Annotated in this window: 15 protein-coding genes; 11 read left to right on the forward strand and 4 right to left on the reverse strand. The window is 66.2% G+C overall.

The annotated features are described in order from the left end of the window. Positions 1–3: 3 nt before the first annotated feature. The 4 genes from ureE to ureG are packed head-to-tail and all read left to right on the forward strand — an operon-like array spanning position 4 to position 2376. Positions 4–498, forward strand: a complete 495-nt coding sequence (gene ureE, locus F3J44_RS01645) for an urease accessory protein UreE (RefSeq protein ID WP_167270224.1) — start codon at positions 4–6, stop codon at positions 496–498. Between the two features lie 23 nt (positions 499–521). Beyond that, entirely contained in the window at positions 522–1067 is a 546-nt protein-coding gene (locus F3J44_RS01650) for a HupE/UreJ family protein (RefSeq protein ID WP_167270226.1), read from the forward strand. Next, positions 1067–1741, forward strand: coding sequence for an urease accessory protein UreF (locus F3J44_RS01655; RefSeq protein ID WP_167069845.1), 675 nt, complete (start codon positions 1067–1069; stop codon positions 1739–1741). The genes F3J44_RS01650 and F3J44_RS01655 overlap by 1 nt, the downstream gene beginning before the upstream one ends. Before the next feature lie 11 nt (positions 1742–1752). Then, on the forward strand, positions 1753–2376 hold the full coding sequence (gene ureG, locus F3J44_RS01660; RefSeq protein ID WP_167069843.1) for an urease accessory protein UreG: 624 nt from the start codon (positions 1753–1755) through the stop codon (positions 2374–2376). A gap of 6 nt (positions 2377–2382) precedes the next feature. Here the strand turns inward: ureG and F3J44_RS01665 are convergent, their stop codons facing one another. Beyond that, positions 2383–3102 (reverse strand): thioredoxin family protein, encoded by a 720-nt coding sequence (locus F3J44_RS01665; protein WP_167270228.1) that lies wholly within the window; start codon positions 3100–3102, stop codon positions 2383–2385. A gap of 201 nt (positions 3103–3303) precedes the next feature. Continuing rightward, positions 3304–3963 carry an HAD family phosphatase gene (locus tag F3J44_RS01670; protein WP_167270229.1) on the reverse strand — a complete coding sequence of 220 codons (660 nt, stop codon included), beginning with the start codon at positions 3961–3963 and terminating at the stop codon, positions 3304–3306. 103 nt (positions 3964–4066) lie between these two features. Between F3J44_RS01670 and lexA the strand changes: the two genes are divergently transcribed. The 4 genes from lexA to F3J44_RS01690 are packed head-to-tail and all read left to right on the forward strand — an operon-like array spanning position 4067 to position 9797. Further along, positions 4067–4675, forward strand: a complete 609-nt coding sequence (gene lexA, locus F3J44_RS01675; protein ID WP_167270231.1) for a transcriptional repressor LexA — start codon at positions 4067–4069, stop codon at positions 4673–4675. Then, positions 4675–5295 (forward strand): translesion DNA synthesis-associated protein ImuA, encoded by a 621-nt coding sequence (gene imuA, locus F3J44_RS01680; protein WP_167069835.1) that lies wholly within the window; start codon positions 4675–4677, stop codon positions 5293–5295. The genes lexA and imuA overlap by 1 nt, the downstream gene beginning before the upstream one ends. A 6-nt stretch (positions 5296–5301) precedes the next feature. Further along, positions 5302–6720, forward strand: coding sequence for a DNA polymerase Y family protein (locus F3J44_RS01685; RefSeq protein ID WP_167270233.1), 1419 nt, complete (start codon positions 5302–5304; stop codon positions 6718–6720). Next, positions 6696–9797 (forward strand): error-prone DNA polymerase, encoded by a 3102-nt coding sequence (locus F3J44_RS01690; protein ID WP_370526688.1) that lies wholly within the window; start codon positions 6696–6698, stop codon positions 9795–9797. Before F3J44_RS01685 ends, F3J44_RS01690 begins: the two co-directional genes overlap by 25 nt. A gap of 93 nt (positions 9798–9890) precedes the next feature. On the opposite strand, the gene F3J44_RS01695 is transcribed toward F3J44_RS01690, so the two are convergent. After that, positions 9891–10712 (reverse strand): aldo/keto reductase, encoded by an 822-nt coding sequence (locus F3J44_RS01695; RefSeq protein ID WP_167270237.1) that lies wholly within the window; start codon positions 10710–10712, stop codon positions 9891–9893. Next, on the reverse strand, positions 10700–11605 hold the full coding sequence (locus F3J44_RS01700; RefSeq protein WP_167270240.1) for a LysR family transcriptional regulator: 906 nt from the start codon (positions 11603–11605) through the stop codon (positions 10700–10702). The genes F3J44_RS01695 and F3J44_RS01700 overlap by 13 nt, the downstream gene beginning before the upstream one ends. A gap of 140 nt (positions 11606–11745) precedes the next feature. Between F3J44_RS01700 and F3J44_RS01705 the strand changes: the two genes are divergently transcribed. From F3J44_RS01705 to F3J44_RS01715, 3 genes are all read left to right on the forward strand, one after another. Continuing rightward, positions 11746–12444 carry a CoA transferase subunit A gene (locus tag F3J44_RS01705; protein ID WP_167270242.1) on the forward strand — a complete coding sequence of 233 codons (699 nt, stop codon included), beginning with the start codon at positions 11746–11748 and terminating at the stop codon, positions 12442–12444. 35 nt (positions 12445–12479) lie between these two features. Beyond that, a complete protein-coding gene (locus F3J44_RS01710; RefSeq protein ID WP_167069824.1) occupies positions 12480–13136 on the forward strand; it encodes a CoA transferase subunit B in 657 nt (218 codons plus the stop codon). 149 nt (positions 13137–13285) lie between these two features. Beyond that, a complete protein-coding gene (locus F3J44_RS01715) occupies positions 13286–14704 on the forward strand; it encodes a TIGR00366 family protein (protein ID WP_167270244.1) in 1419 nt (472 codons plus the stop codon).

Below are 14704 nucleotides of genomic sequence, written 5' to 3' on the forward strand. Positions count from 1 at the left end.
AAGATGATTGTCCTGACCCGCCGCATCGGCGCCGCCGACACGGTCACTGCAACCGTTACCCTGGATGTCGACAGCCGCATCAAGAGCCGCCTGCGGGTGACCCTCGACGATGGCCGCGACGCTGGCCTGATGCTGGAACGTGGCCACCTGCTGCGTGGCGGCGAACTGCTTGCCGATGCCAGCGGCGAGCAGGTGGTGCGTGTGCTGGCTGCCGCTGAAACGGTGTCGACCGTGCGCTGCGACGACCCGCACCTGCTGGCCCGCGCCGCCTACCACCTGGGCAACCGCCATGTGCCGCTGCAGATCGACCCTGGCCTGTTGCGTTACCAGCATGACCATGTGCTCGACGACATGCTGCGCGGCCTGGGCCTGGTGGTAGACACCGAACAGGCGCCGTTCGAGCCGGAAGCCGGCGCCTACCAGAGCGCGCCGCACGGCCACGGCCACGGCAGCCATAGCCATGGTCACGACCACCCGTTCGTGCGCCTGCCTTCCTGAACCTCTCAACCAAGGAACCTGCAATGAAAAAGATTTTCGCCCTGGCCCTACTGATGGTCGCACTGCCTGCCTTCGCCCACCCCGGGCATGACGGCAACCCCCTGCAGGACGGCCTGTTGCACCCGTTGACCGGCCTGGACCACCTGCTGATGCTGCTCGGCACCGGCGTGCTCGCCGCGCTGACCCGGCGCAACCTGGCCTTGCCGCTGGCCACCCTGGCCGCGATGTTCGCCGGCGCCGTGTGCGGCCACCTGTTCGGTGACGTGCTGGGCATGGAAAGCATGATCGCCGTGTCGGTACTGGTGGCCGCTGCCGCCGTGTTGCTGCCCAGCCGCCAGCTGCTGCTGGCCCTGGCGATGCCGGTGTTCGCCTTGTTCCACGGCTGGGCCCATGGCGTTGAAGCCACCCCAAGTGCGTTCTGGATGTTCAGCGCAGGCTTCGTCACGGTCAGCGGCCTGCTGCTGGCAGTCGGTTTCGCCGTCGGTTGCCTGCTGCGCCGCCACAGCGGCCTGCAGAAGGCCTTTGGCGGCGGCATGCTGGCCGGCGCCGCGCTGGTACTGGCCGGTTGATGAACAGCGACCTGGCGCTGCTGCGCCTGCTGCAACTGGCCAGCCCCGGCTTGCCGGTAGGGGGCTTTACCTACTCCCAGGGCCTGGAGTGGGCGGTGGAGGCTGGCTGGGTGCGTGACACCGCCAGCTTCAGCGCCTGGCAGCGCGAGCAGCTGCACGACACCCTGGCCTGCCTGGACTGGCCGCTGCTGGCACGCCTGTACCGCGCCTGCGAGGCGGGCGATGCGCCGGCGTTCGCGCGCTGGAGCCGCTTCCTGTTGGCCAACCGGGAAACCGCCGAGCTGCGCCTGGAAGAACAGCAGCGCGGCTCGGCCCTGGCGCGCCTGCTCGACGGCTGGCAGCTGGGCCAGGAGCCCGCCTGGCGCGCAAGCCTGGAGCTCAGCCAGCTGGGCGGCATGGCCTGGCTCGCCGTGCACTGGCAGATTCCGCTGCGCCAATTGGCCCTGGGCGTGGCCTTTGCCTGGCTGGAAGGTGCGGTCATGGCCGGGGTCAAGCTGGTGCCGTTCGGCCAGCAGGCAGCGCAAACCCTGCTGCGCGACCTGTCGGCTGAGCTGCCCGGCGCGCTCGATCACGCCCTGGCACTGGGCGATGAGCAACTGGGCGGCGGCCTGCCGCTGCTGGCCATTGCTTCTTCCCGTCACGAAACCCAATACACCCGTTTGTTCCGTTCCTGAGGACTGCCTACATGCAAAGCTATCAGCAACCCCTGCGCGTCGGTGTCGGCGGCCCGGTCGGCTCCGGCAAGACCGCGCTGCTCGAATGCCTGTGCAAGGCCATGCGCGACCACTACCAGATCGCCGTGGTCACCAACGATATCTACACCAAGGAAGACCAACGCATCCTCACCGAGGCCGGTGCCCTGGAGCCCGAGCGCATCGTCGGCGTGGAAACCGGCGGCTGCCCGCACACCGCAATTCGCGAAGATGCCTCGATGAACCTGGCGGCGGTCGAAGCGCTGGCGCGCAAGTTCGGTAACCTGGAAGTGATCTTCGTTGAAAGTGGCGGCGACAACCTGAGTGCCACGTTCAGCCCAGAGCTGGCCGACCTGACCATCTACGTCATTGACGTGGCCGAAGGCGAGAAAATCCCACGCAAGGGCGGCCCTGGCATCACCAAGTCGGATTTCCTGGTGATCAACAAGACCGACCTTGCGCCTTACGTGGGGGCCTCGCTGGAGGTGATGGAGCGCGACACCCGGCGCATGCGCCCGGAGCGCCCCTGGACGTTCAGCAACCTGAAGAAAGGCGAGGGCCTGCAAGCGGTGATCGACTTCATCGTCGAGCGCGGCATGCTCGGTGTGAGGAACTGACGCCCCTCATTCATGGCAGCAGTGCGGCTTTTGTGCTTGCCCCTGGTAGCGGTCGTGATGCCGTACCCAGTCCATGGTGCCTGCTTCGTTGCGCCCTAGGGGCGCGATGTCGAGGAAGTTGTAGGTGTTGACCAGGATGTCCAGGCCGCGGGCGTAGGTGGAATAGGTATGGTAAAGGGTGCCATCCTGGTCCTTGAAAAACGCGCTCAGGCCTGGCAGTTCGCTTTCGCCACCGTTGTAGGGTTCGTAGTTGTACTGGCGTTCGCCTTCGCCGCCGACACTTACGCCAAAGTCTTCGTTGAAACCACTGCCTGCCGAGGAATACCAAGGGAACTGCCAGCCCATGCGCTGGCGGAAGGCTTGGAATTGTTCGTAGGGCGCGCGTGACACCGCCACCAGTGAGACGTCGTGATGGGCCAGGTGCAGGTTGGCACCGTCGAAGTGGTCGGCCAGGAACGAGCAGCCGGGGCAACCCTCGTCCCAGCCTTCGGCGAACATGAAGTGGTAGAGCAGCAGCTGGCTGCGCCCGGCGAACAGGTCGGTCAGGCCCAGTTCGCCGTTCGGGCCGGTGAAGCGGTAGGGTTTGTCGACCTTCACCCAGGGCAGGGCCTGACGGGCGGCGGCCAGTGCGTCGCGCTGGTGGGTGAGGGATTTTTCGTGCAGCCAGAGTTGTTGGCGGGCGGCTAGCCATTGGGCGCGCGAGACGACCGGGTGTTGGGTGCTCATGGGGGCTGACTCCGTGAGAGGGTTCAGCAGTTGGTCGATTTGCGGGGTAGGGAATCGACAGGGTTGGGTGGGGAGGTGATGAGTGGTTTGGGGGTGTAGGGCGGTAGAGGTGTGGTGCCTATGAGATCGAGCGCCGCCCGCGCGGCGCTCGATCTCACAGGCGCTACACCTCTCCCGTCGAACCCGAGGCCACCCGAACCCTCACCCGTGCATGGCCTCGATCAATTCCCACAACCGCGGATCATTGAAATCCTTCACCACCAACTTGGCCCCAGCCTCGATCAAACGCTCTGGCGCCTGCGTGGTCGCAATCCCTACGGTAAAAATCCCAGCGCCGCTCGCTGCCGTAACCCCCGGCAGCGAATCCTCGAACGCCAGCGCCTCGCCTGCCACGGCTTCAAGGCGTTGCAGCCCGGTCAGGTAGGGCAGCGGGTCTGGCTTGGGCCGGGCCAGTTCGTCCGCCACCAGCACATGTTCAAAACGCGACTGCAGCCCCATGGCCGCAAGCATGTGTTCGGCATTGAGCCGGGGCGCATTGGTGACCACGCACATGCCGATATCCCAGGCCCGGGCATGGTCCAGCAGGTTCAACAGCCCCGGCAGCGGCTTGAGTTCAGGTGCCAGTTCACGGAACAAGGCCTCCTTGCGTTCGGCCAATGCCTGGCATTGCGCCTTGTCGGCATGGGGAAACAATTCGGCAAACAACTCGCCGTTGCTGCGGCCGCTGACCTGGGCATCGAATTGCGCCTGGGTCAGTTCGCGGCCGTCATGGTCGTGCAGCAGTTGGCGGAAGGCCTGCAAATGCAGGGTGTCGGTGTCGGTCAAGGTTCCATCGAGATCGAACAGCAGGGCAGTCAGCATCAGGTATCCAGGTAATCAAAAAACAAAAGCGCAGGGATGATAACCAAAGCGCACGATAAAGGGGGCTGTTCAGTGTGCGGCAAAAAGAGTACAAATGTACCCCATGGACAATCTCACTCCCAAACGCCGGGCAATTCTCGCGTTCATCCGCGAACGAATTACCGACCATGGCCAGCCCCCGAGCCTGGCCGACATCGCCAGCCGCTTCGGTTTCGCCTCGCGCAGCGTGGCGCGCAAGCACATCACCGCGCTGTGCCAGGCCGGCTACATCGACGTCACGCCGAACCAGGCGCGGGGCATCCGCCTGGCCGAGCCCTTGCGCCGGCCGGAAATTCTCGAAGTGCCGGTGCTCGGCCAGGTGGCGGCCGGTGCGCCAATCGGCCCGGACCTCGGCATTCACGAACAATTGCTGCTCGACCCCAGCCTGTTTCGCCGCACCCCCGACTACCTGCTCAAGGTGCGCGGCGACTCGATGGTCGACGACGGTATTTTCGACGGTGACCTGGTAGGCATCCGCCAGCAGGGCGATGCACGCGACGGGCAAATCGTAGTGGCCCGCCTGGACGGCGAAGTCACCATCAAGCGCCTGCAGCGCCAGCCTGGCGGTTATCGGCTGCTGCCGCGCAACCCGGCCTACGCGCCGATCGACGTGGGCCCCGAGCGCGAGTTCTTCATCGAAGGCGTGTTCTGCGGCCTGTTGAGGCGTGACTGATGGGCGCGGTGGTCGACCTTGATCGGCTGCTCGACCAGCGCCAGGTCTGGCGTGGCCGCCAGGGCCAGGTTCGCCCCACCGGGCTGCAACCCACCGGCCATGCCACGCTCGACCAGCGCCTGCCTGATGGCGGCTGGCCGGCAGCGGCCCTGAGCGAGCTGCTGCTGGCCAGCCCGGGCTGCGGTGAACTGCAGTTGTTGTGGCCGACCCTGGCACGCCTGAGCGGCGAGGGCGGGCGGGTGGTGCTGGTGGCGCCACCGTTCATTCCCTACGCCCCGGCCTGGCAGGCCGCTGGCGTGGATTTGCGCTGGCTGGTGCAGGTGAATGCCGCGCAGGCCGACAGCCTCTGGGCGGCTGAACAATGTTTGCGCTCCGGCAGTTGCGCCGCCGTGCTGTGCTGGCCGGAACGCGCCGACGACCGCGCCCTGCGCCGGCTGCAGGTGGCCGCTGAAACCGGCCAGGCGCTGGCATTCGCCTGCCGGGCGCAACAGGCCGCGCACAACCCGTCGCCGGCGGCGCTGCGTATCGCCATCGATACCCGGCCGGCGCAGTGGCGCGTACTCAAGTGCCGTGGTGGCCTGCCGCCCGCGGCACCTATCGCCTGCCCCGGGCGGGGCTGATGGGCCATGCTCTGGGCCTGCATTCTCTTGCCCCAGCTGGCGCTGGACTCGATCCTGCGCGAGCGTGACGATGCCGATGCACCCCTGGTACTGATCGGTGGCCCGGTGCAGCGGCGCGTGCTGCAAGCGGTCAACCCCGCGGCGGCCGCGCTTGGCCTGCGTGCGGGGCAAACGCTGACAGCCGCGCGGGCGCTGGCCGACGGCTTTCAGTGCGTGGAAGCCGACCCGGCGCGTATCGAGCAACTGCAGCAATTGCTGGCCGCCTGGGCCTACCGGTTCAGCGCCCAGGTGAGCCTGCATTACCCCCGCGCCGTGCTGCTGGAAGTGGGTGCCAGCCTGCAGCTGTTCGGCCCTTGGCCGGTGTTCGAGGCGCGCCTGCGTGAAGAACTGGCCGCACTGGGGTTGCGCCAGCGTATCGTGCTGGCCACCAACCCGGTGGCCGCGCGCATGCTTGCCAACGGCCATGACGGCCTGGCATTGCTCAGTAACGACGATACCCGCGCGGCGCTGGCGCGCATGCCGGTCAACCGTGTCGGGCTGCCAGCGGACGCCGCCGAAGCCTTCGCACGCATGGGGCTGCGCCAGCTGGGGCAGGTGCTGGCGTTGCCGCGTGATGCCCTGGCCAGGCGTTTTGCCGCGCCGGTGCAGTTGCACCTGGACCAACTGCTCGGCCTGCGTACCCTGGGGCTGGACTTCTACCAGCCCCCAGACCGCTTCGAAACCCGCCTGGAACTCAACTTCGACGTCGAATCGCACCAGGCCTTGCTGTTCCCGCTACGGCGCATGCTCAACGACCTGGCTGCCTTCCTCGCCGGGCGTGACTGTGGCGTGCAGCGCTTCGTGCTGCACCTGGAGCACGCAGAAGGCCCCGACACCCAGCTACCAGTGGGCCTGCTGGCCGCGGAACGGGATGCCGCGATGCTCTTCGAACTGGCCCGGGGGCGCCTGGAGCCACTGCGCATCCCGGCGCCGGTGCGCAACCTGCGGCTGGTCGCCGACGACTTGCCGCCGTTCGTGCCCCAACACCAGGCCCTGTTCGACCCACGGGCAAAACAGGCCCAGCCGTGGGAGCAATTGCGCGAGCGCCTGCGTGCGCGGTTGGGCGATGAAGCGGTCAAAGGCCTGCGCGCCGAGGCCGACCATCGCCCGGAATGCGCCTGGCAGCAGGCCGAGCAGGGCGCCCTGGGCAGCCTGCCCGCCGCGCCCGGCAGCCGCCCTGGCTGGTTGCTGCCCACCCCGCAGGCCCTGGGCAACGCTGGCCACCGCTTACTGGGGCAGGCCGAGCGCATCGAGTCGGGCTGGTGGGATGGCGGCGACGTGCGCCGCGACTACTACTGCATCGAAACCCGTGAAGGCCTGCGCGGCTGGGCCTACCAGGACCTGGCTCAGCCCGGCCCGTTGTGGCTGCAAGGCTGGTTCGCATGAACGGCCCTGGCTATGCCGAATTGCATTGCCTGTCGAACTTCAGCTTCCAACGCGGCGCCTCCAGCGCCGAAGAGCTGTTTCGGCGGGCGCACGAGCAGGGCTACCAGGCCCTGGCGATCACCGACGAATGCACCCTGGCCGGTGTGGTGCGCGCCTGGCAGGCGGCCAAGGCCCGGCAACTGCGCCTGATCGTCGGCAGCGAAGTACGCTTGCAGGATGGCCCCAAGTTGGTACTGCTGGTGCAGAACCTCACGGGCTACCAGCACCTGTGCGCCTTGATCACCCGCGCCCGGCGCCGGGCCGAAAAGGGCGAGTACCAGCTGTTCGCCGACGACCTGCTGCAGCACCATGAAGGCTTGCTGGCGCTGTGGATTCCCGACGAGCCAGACGACCCGCAGCCTGGGCAATGGCTGCAGGGCGTGTTCGCCGAACGTTTGTGGCTGGGCGTGCACCTGCACCGGGGCAGCGCCGATGACCAGCGCCTGGCCCGCTTGCTCGCGCTTGCCAGGCACGTGGGGATCCGCGCCGTCGCCTGTGGCGATGTGCACATGCATGTGCGTGGGCGCCGTGCCCTGCAAGACTGCATGACCGCCATCCGCCAGCACTGCAGCGTGGCCGAGGCCGGGCGTTTTCTGTTCGCCAACGGCGAGCGCCACCTGCGCTCGCGGGAACAACTGGGCGAACTGTACCCGGCCGACCTGCTGGCGGAAACCTTGGTGATCGCGCAGCGCTGCCAGTTCGACCTTGGCCAATTGCGCTACCAATACCCGCGCGAGCTGGTACCCGAAGGCCATAGCCCCGCCAGCTGGTTGCGCGAGCTGTGCGAGCGCGGTCTGCCGCTGCGCTGGCCGGCGGGCCCAAGCAGCAAGGTACGCGAAGTGCTGGCCAGGGAACTGGGGCTGATCGAGGAGCTGGGTTACGAGAGCTATTTCCTCACCGTGCACGACATCGTCGCGTTCGCCCGCAGCCAGCACATCCTTTGCCAGGGCCGGGGGTCGGCGGCCAATTCGGTGGTGTGCTTCGTGCTGGGCATCACCGAACTCGACCCCATGGCGCATCGGCTGTTGTTCGAGCGCTTCCTGTCACGTGAGCGCAACGAGCCGCCCGATATCGATGTGGACTTCGAGCACGACCGCCGCGAAGAAGTCATCCAGTACGTTTTCCGCCGCTATGGCCGGCACCGCGCCGCGCTGACGGCGGTGGTCAACACCTACCATGCCGCGGGCGCGGTGCGTGACGTGGCGCGGGTGCTGGGGCTGCCGGCCGACCAGGTGGATGCCCTGGCCAAATGCTGCGGCCGCTGGAGTGACCGGATACCCGATGAACAGCGTTTGCGCGAGGCGGGCTTTGAACCCGGCAGCCCCTCGCTGCGGCGTATCCTGGTGCTGGCGGGCGAGTTGATCGGTTTTCCCCGGCACCTGTCGCAGCACCCGGGCGGCTTCGTCATTTCCGAACAGCCGCTGGACCACCTGGTGCCGGTGGAAAACGCCGCCATGGCCGAGCGCACGGTCATCCAGTGGGACAAGGACGACCTGGACATGGTCGGCCTGCTCAAGGTCGATGTGCTGGCGCTGGGCATGCTCAGCGCCTTGCGCCGCTGTTTCGACCTGCTGCAGCGCCACCGTGGCCGGCAGTTGACCCTGGCGACCATCCCCGGCGAAGACCCGGCCACCTACGCGATGATCAGCCGTGCCGAAACCATGGGTGTGTTCCAGATCGAATCGCGGGCGCAGATGGCCATGCTGCCGCGGCTGCGGCCCAACACCTTCTACGACCTGGTGATCGAGGTGGCGATTGTGCGCCCCGGGCCGATCCAGGGCGACATGGTGCACCCGTACCTGCGTCGGCGCCTGAAAAAGGAGCAGGTGACCTACCCCTCGGAAAAGCTCAAGGAAGTGTTCGAGCGCACCCTGGGCGTGCCGTTGTTCCAGGAGCAGGTGATGGAGCTGGCCATGGTCGCCGCCGACTACAGCCCCGGCGAAGCCGACCAGTTGCGCCGCAGCATGGCGGCCTGGAAGCGCCATGGCGGCCTGGAGCCCCACCGTGAACGGCTGGTGCAGGGCATGCTGCGCAACGGCTACGACCTGGCTTTCGCCGAACGTATCTTCGAGCAGATCAAGGGCTTTGGCAGCTACGGTTTCCCCGAGTCGCACGCCGCCAGCTTTGCCTTGCTGTGCTATGCCAGCAGTTGGCTGAAGTGCCATGAGCCGGCGATTTTCACCTGCGCCCTGGTCAACAGCTGGCCCATGGGCTTCTACAGCCCCGACCAGTTGCTGCAGGAGGCGCGCCGCCAGGGTATCGAGGTGCGGCCGGTGGATGTAATGCACAGCGAATGGGATTGCACCCTGGAACCTGATGGCAATGGGGTGTTGGCGATCCGCCTGGGGCTGCGCCAAGTGCGTGGTTTCAACGAGGCCGATGCCCGGCGCCTGGCGCAGGCCAGGGCCGAGCGGCCGTGGCGCGATGTGGAAGACGTCTGCCTGCGTGCCGGGCTCGATAGCCGTGCCCGTGCCCGGCTGGCCGATGCGGGTGCGCTGCGTGCCCTGGCGCAAGACCGCCACCAGGCACGCTGGCAAGTAGCGGCGGTGCAGCCACAGTTGCCGCTGTTTGCCGAGGTGCAGGCGCAGCCGCAAGCGCAGGTGGTATTGCCAGCACCCACCGTCAGCGAGGATTTGCTGGCCGACTATGACACCTTGGGCACGACCTTGGGGCCTCATCCGTTGTGCTTGCTGCGCACTCGCCTGCGGGCATTGGGCTGTCGCAGTTCAGGCGAGTTGGCGGATGTCGGGCATGGCGATGCGATTGCCGTGGCCGGGCTGGTGGTGGGGCGCCAGCGCCCGCAAACGGCCAGCGGGGTGACCTTCGTCACCCTGGAGGATGAGCTCGGCATGGTCAATGTGGTGGTTTGGCGTGACCTGGCCGAGCGGCAGCGGCGGGCGCTGGTGGGGGCTCAGTTGCTCAAGGTGAGTGGGCGGCTGGAGCAGGAGCAGGGCGTGCGGCACTTGATCGCCCGGCGCCTGGAAGACATCAGCCCGTTGTTGCAGGGACTGGATGTCAGAAGCCGGGATTTCCATTAACCGCACGGGCCTCCTCGCGGGTAGGAGCGAGCGCAGCTCGCGATGGGGCGCGCAGCGGCCCCAGGGTTTCCGCGAAGAAGCCCGCACGCTCTTTCAGACCATCGCCAGCTGCTGCTTGCGGGTAGGCGCCGCAAACGCCCGGTCAATCGCCCGCAAATCTTCCCGGCTCAAGGCCAGTTCCCCCGCCGCCGCATTCAACTGCACATGCGCCGGCGAAACGGCCTTGGGAATGGCGATCACCCCATCCTCGCGCGTCACCCACGCCAGGCTCACCTGCGCCGGCGTAGCGCCATGGCGCTCGGCAATTTCCTGCATGATCGGGTGCTGCAACAGCCGCCCGGCCTGGGCCAGCGGGCAATAAGCCATGGTCGGCAAGCCCCGTTGCCGGCTCCACGGCAGCAGGTCGAACTCGATACCGCGCTGCGCCGGGTTGTACAGCACCTGGTTGGTGGCGCAGGCAGGTGCGTTCAGTTCGCGCAGGTCGTCGACATCGAAGTTGGACACCCCCCAGTGGCGGATCTTGCCCGCTTCGCGCAGGCGTTCGAAGGCCTCGACCGTTTCCTCCAGCGGGTACTGGCCGCGCCAGTGCAGCAGGTACAGGTCGATCACGTCGGTGCCCAGGCGCTGCAGGCTGCGTTCGCAGGCCGCCGGCACGCCGCGGCGGCTGGCGTTGTGCGGGTAGACCTTGCTGACCAGAAACACCTGTTCGCGGCGCCCGGCAATGGCCTGGCCGACCACTTCCTCGGCGCCACCTTCGGCGTACATCTCGGCGCTGTCGATCAGGCTCATGCCCTGTTCGATGCCCTGTTGCAGGGCCGCCACCTCCGCCGCCCGGCGAGCGGGGTCCTCGCCCATGTACCAGGTGCCCTGGCCAATGGCGGGCACTTCGCAACCTGCCAGTTTCACGTAACGCATGTCACCTCCGGGGTTTGGGTATGGGAAAGCAGTACGTCGAGCAGCGCCTGGGCGGCGGTGGACAGCTTGTGGTCGCTCAGGGCGATGACGCCGATGCGCCGCTCTACAGCGGGTTCAACCAGGGTGACGCAGCGTGCGCCCAGCTCCTGCATCTGGTTGATGCACAGCGCGGGTACCGCACTCACCCCCAGCCCGCTGGCGACCATGCGGCCGATGGTTGACAGCTGGTGGCTTTCGAACGCCACCGCCAGCTTGCCGTGCTGCGCCGCGACATTCTGCTCCAGCAGCAGGCGCACGGCAGACGGGCGTTGCAGGGCAATGAAGTCCTCGGCCAGCAGTTGCGCCCAGCTGACCTGGGCCAGGCGGGAAAGGGGTGATTCAGCGGGCACCACGGCAACGAAACGGTCCATGTACAGCGGGTGGAAGTTCAGCCCGTCGGTGTTTTCCGGCTCGAAGCCAATGCCCAGTTCGACGCGGCGGTGGCGCACCAGTTCCAGCACCTGCTCGTTGATGACGTCGTGGACGGTGACATTGACCTTCGGGTAGCGCTGGCGGAACACCTTGAGCGTATGCGGCAGCAGGTTGCCGGCGAACGCCGGCATGGCGGCCACCGACACCCGGCCCAGTTGCAGGGTGAAGCGCTGGCGCAGCATTTCCTCGGTGTCGTCCCAGTCGGCCAGCAGGCGCCGGGCCAGCGGCAGCAGCACCTCGCCCTCGGCGGTCAGGCTGACGCTGCGGGTAGTGCGGGTGAGCAGGGCGCCGCCGAGGTTGTCCTCCAGCGCCTTGATGGTCAGGCTCAGGGCCGGTTGGGAGACATGCAGGTGTTCGCCGGCCTGGGCAAAGCTCTGGTACTTGGCCACGGCGACGAAGGCGCGCAGTTGCTTGACGTTCATGACTGCCCCGATCGCTGTTTTGGAAAAGTTATCAATCGATGATGAAAACAAAATTAACAAATCAGTCGCCAGCGGTGAAGATGGTGACACACGCTCACCGACAGCCTCGTCGGTTCAACAACTACAAAAGGCGGATCAGCATGGCCGGACTGGACAAGCGCGTAGCAACCTATGAAGAGGCCCTGGCAGGCCTGACCGACAACATGACGGTACTGGCCGGCGGCTTCGGCCTGTGCGGTATCCCTGAGAACCTGATTGCCGAAATCAAGCGCCTTGGCGTCAAGGGCCTGACCGTGGTTTCCAACAACTGCGGGGTCGATGGCTTTGGCCTGGGCGTGCTGCTCGAAGACCGGCAGATCCGCAAGATGATCGCCTCCTACGTGGGGGAAAACGCCGAATTCGAACGCCAGTTGCTCAGTGGAGAACTGGAAGTCGAACTCACCCCACAGGGCACCCTGGCCGAGAAGATGCGCGCTGGCGGTGCCGGTATTCCTGCCTTCTTCACCGCCACCGGCTACGGCACCCCGGTTGCCGAGGGCAAGGAGGTGCGCGAATTCAAGGGCCGCAAGTACATCCTTGAAGAAGCCATCACCGGCGACTTCGCCATCGTCAAGGGCTGGAAGGCCGACCACTACGGCAACGTGGTGTACCGCAACACCGCGCAGAACTTCAACCCATTGGCTGCCACCGCCGGCAAGATCACCGTGGTCGAAGTGGAAGAAATCGTCGAGCCCGGCGTGCTGCTGCCCAGCGAAATCCACACGCCGGGTATTTTCGTTGACCGCGTGATCGTCGGCACCTTCGAAAAACGCATCGAAAAGCGCACCGTCAAGGCCTGAGCGCCGTCCATCAGAACAACAAAGAGATCCTGACCATGGCACTGACCCGCGAACAGATGGCGCAACGCGTCGCCCGTGAACTGAAGGACGGCTACTACGTCAACCTCGGCATCGGCATCCCGACCCTGGTGGCCAACTACGTACCGGCCGATATGGATGTGATGCTGCAGTCGGAAAACGGCCTGCTCGGCATGGGCGAATTCCCCACCGAAAGCACCCTCGACCCGGACATGATCAACGCCGGCAAGCAAACCGTCACCGCCCGCCGTGGCGCGTCGATCTTCGATTCGGCGCAGTCGTTCGCAATGATCCGTGGCGGCCACGTCGACCTCACGGTGCTCGGCGCCTTCGAGGTGGATGTGCAGGGCAATATCGCCTCCTGGATGATCCCCGGCAAGCTGGTCAAGGGCATGGGCGGTGCCATGGACCTGGTGGCCGGCGCCGAGAACATCATCGTCACCATGACCCATGCTTCCAAGGACGGCGAGTCCAAGCTACTGCCCCAATGCAGCTTGCCGCTGACCGGTGCCGGTTGCATCCGCAAGGTGCTGACCGACCTTGCCTACCTGGAAATCGAAGACGGCGCGTTCATCCTGCGCGAAACCGCGCCTGGGGTAAGCGTTGAAGAAATCATCGAGAAAACCGCCGGCAAGCTGATCGTGCCGGACGACGTGAAGGAAATGACCTTCTAAAACGTATAACCGACCCTGTGGGAGCGGGCTTGCCCGCGAATGCCTTGGTGAATTTGCCATCGTATTCGCGGGCAAGCCCGCTCCCACAGGGTTTTGTGCTTGTGCTGGGCACATTGCCAACCTATAAAACCAATAAAAGGAATTCCCTCGTGGCCGCTGAAATCCAAGACAGCCGCTCCGCCCGCTTTGCCCTGCGTTGTTCCAACTGGGCCGAACGCTGGTTCCCCGATTCCTGGGTGTTCGCCGCCCTGGCCGTGCTGCTGGTGTGCATCGGTGCCCTGGCCATGGGCGCCAAGCCGACCGACACCGCCAAAGCCTTCGGCGATGGCTTCTGGAGCCTGATCCCCTTCACCATGCAGATGGCCTTCGTGGTCATTGGCGGCTACGTGGTGGCCAGCTCGCCACCGGCTGCGCGGCTGATCGACTGCCTGGCGCGCATCCCGAAAAACGGCCGCAGCGCCGTGTGCTGGGTGGCGTTGATCTCGATGCTGGCGTCGCTGCTCAACTGGGGCCTGTCGCTGGTGTTCGGCGGCCTGCTGGTACGCGCCCTGGCGCGGCGCACGGAACTGAAAATGGACTACCGCGCCGCGGGTGCCGCTGCCTACCTGGGCCTGGGTGCGGTATGGGCCTTGGGGTTGTCGTCGTCGGCGGCGCAGTTGCAGGCCAACCCGGCCAGCCTGCCACCGTCGATCCTGTCGATCACCGGGGTGATTCCGTTCACTGAAACCATCTTCCTGTGGCAGTCCGGGGTGATGTTGGCCGCGCTGGTGATCGTGTCGCTGGTCATCGCCTATGCCACCGCCCCTGGGCCAAACAGCGCGCGCAGCGCCGAAGACTGCGGCGTCGACCCCAGCTTCACCGCACCACCTGCACCCCAGCGTACCCGCCCGGGCGAATGGCTGGAGCACAGCCCGATTTTGATCCTGCTGCTGGTGGCGCTGGCTGCTGGCTGGCTGTACCAGGAGTTCGCCACCAAGCCTGCGATCACGGCCATTTCCGGGCTGAACACCTACAACCTGCTGTTCATCATGCTCGGCGCCTTGCTGCACTGGCGCCCGCGCAGCTTCCTCGATGCCGTGGCCCGCGCCGTGCCGACCACCACCGGGGTGCTGATCCAGTTCCCGCTGTACGGTTCGATTGCCGCGATCCTCACCCAGGTCAAGGGTGTGGATGAGCAGACCCTGGCTCACCACATTTCGCTGTTCTTCACCCAGATCGCCACCCACGACACCTATGCCTTGCTGATGGGCGTGTACTCGGCAGTGCTGGGTTTCTTCATCCCATCGGGCGGAGGCAAGTGGATCATCGAGGCACCCTACGTGATGCTGGTGGCCAACGACCTGCAGTATCACCTGGGCTGGGCGGTGCAGATCTACAACGCCGCCGAAGCGCTGCCGAACCTGATCAACCCGTTCTACATGCTGCCATTGTTGGGCGTGCTGGGTTTGAAGGCGCGCGACCTGATTGGTTTTTCGTTCGTGCAGTTGCTGGTGCATGTGCCGTTGGTGCTGGTGTTGCTGTGGGCGCTGGGCGCCACCTTGCAGTATGTGCCGCCGGTGATGCCGTGA

It is taken from the genome of Pantoea sp. Tr-811 (assembly GCF_011752535.1).
Classification (GTDB): Bacteria; Pseudomonadota; Gammaproteobacteria; order Pseudomonadales; family Pseudomonadaceae; genus Aquipseudomonas.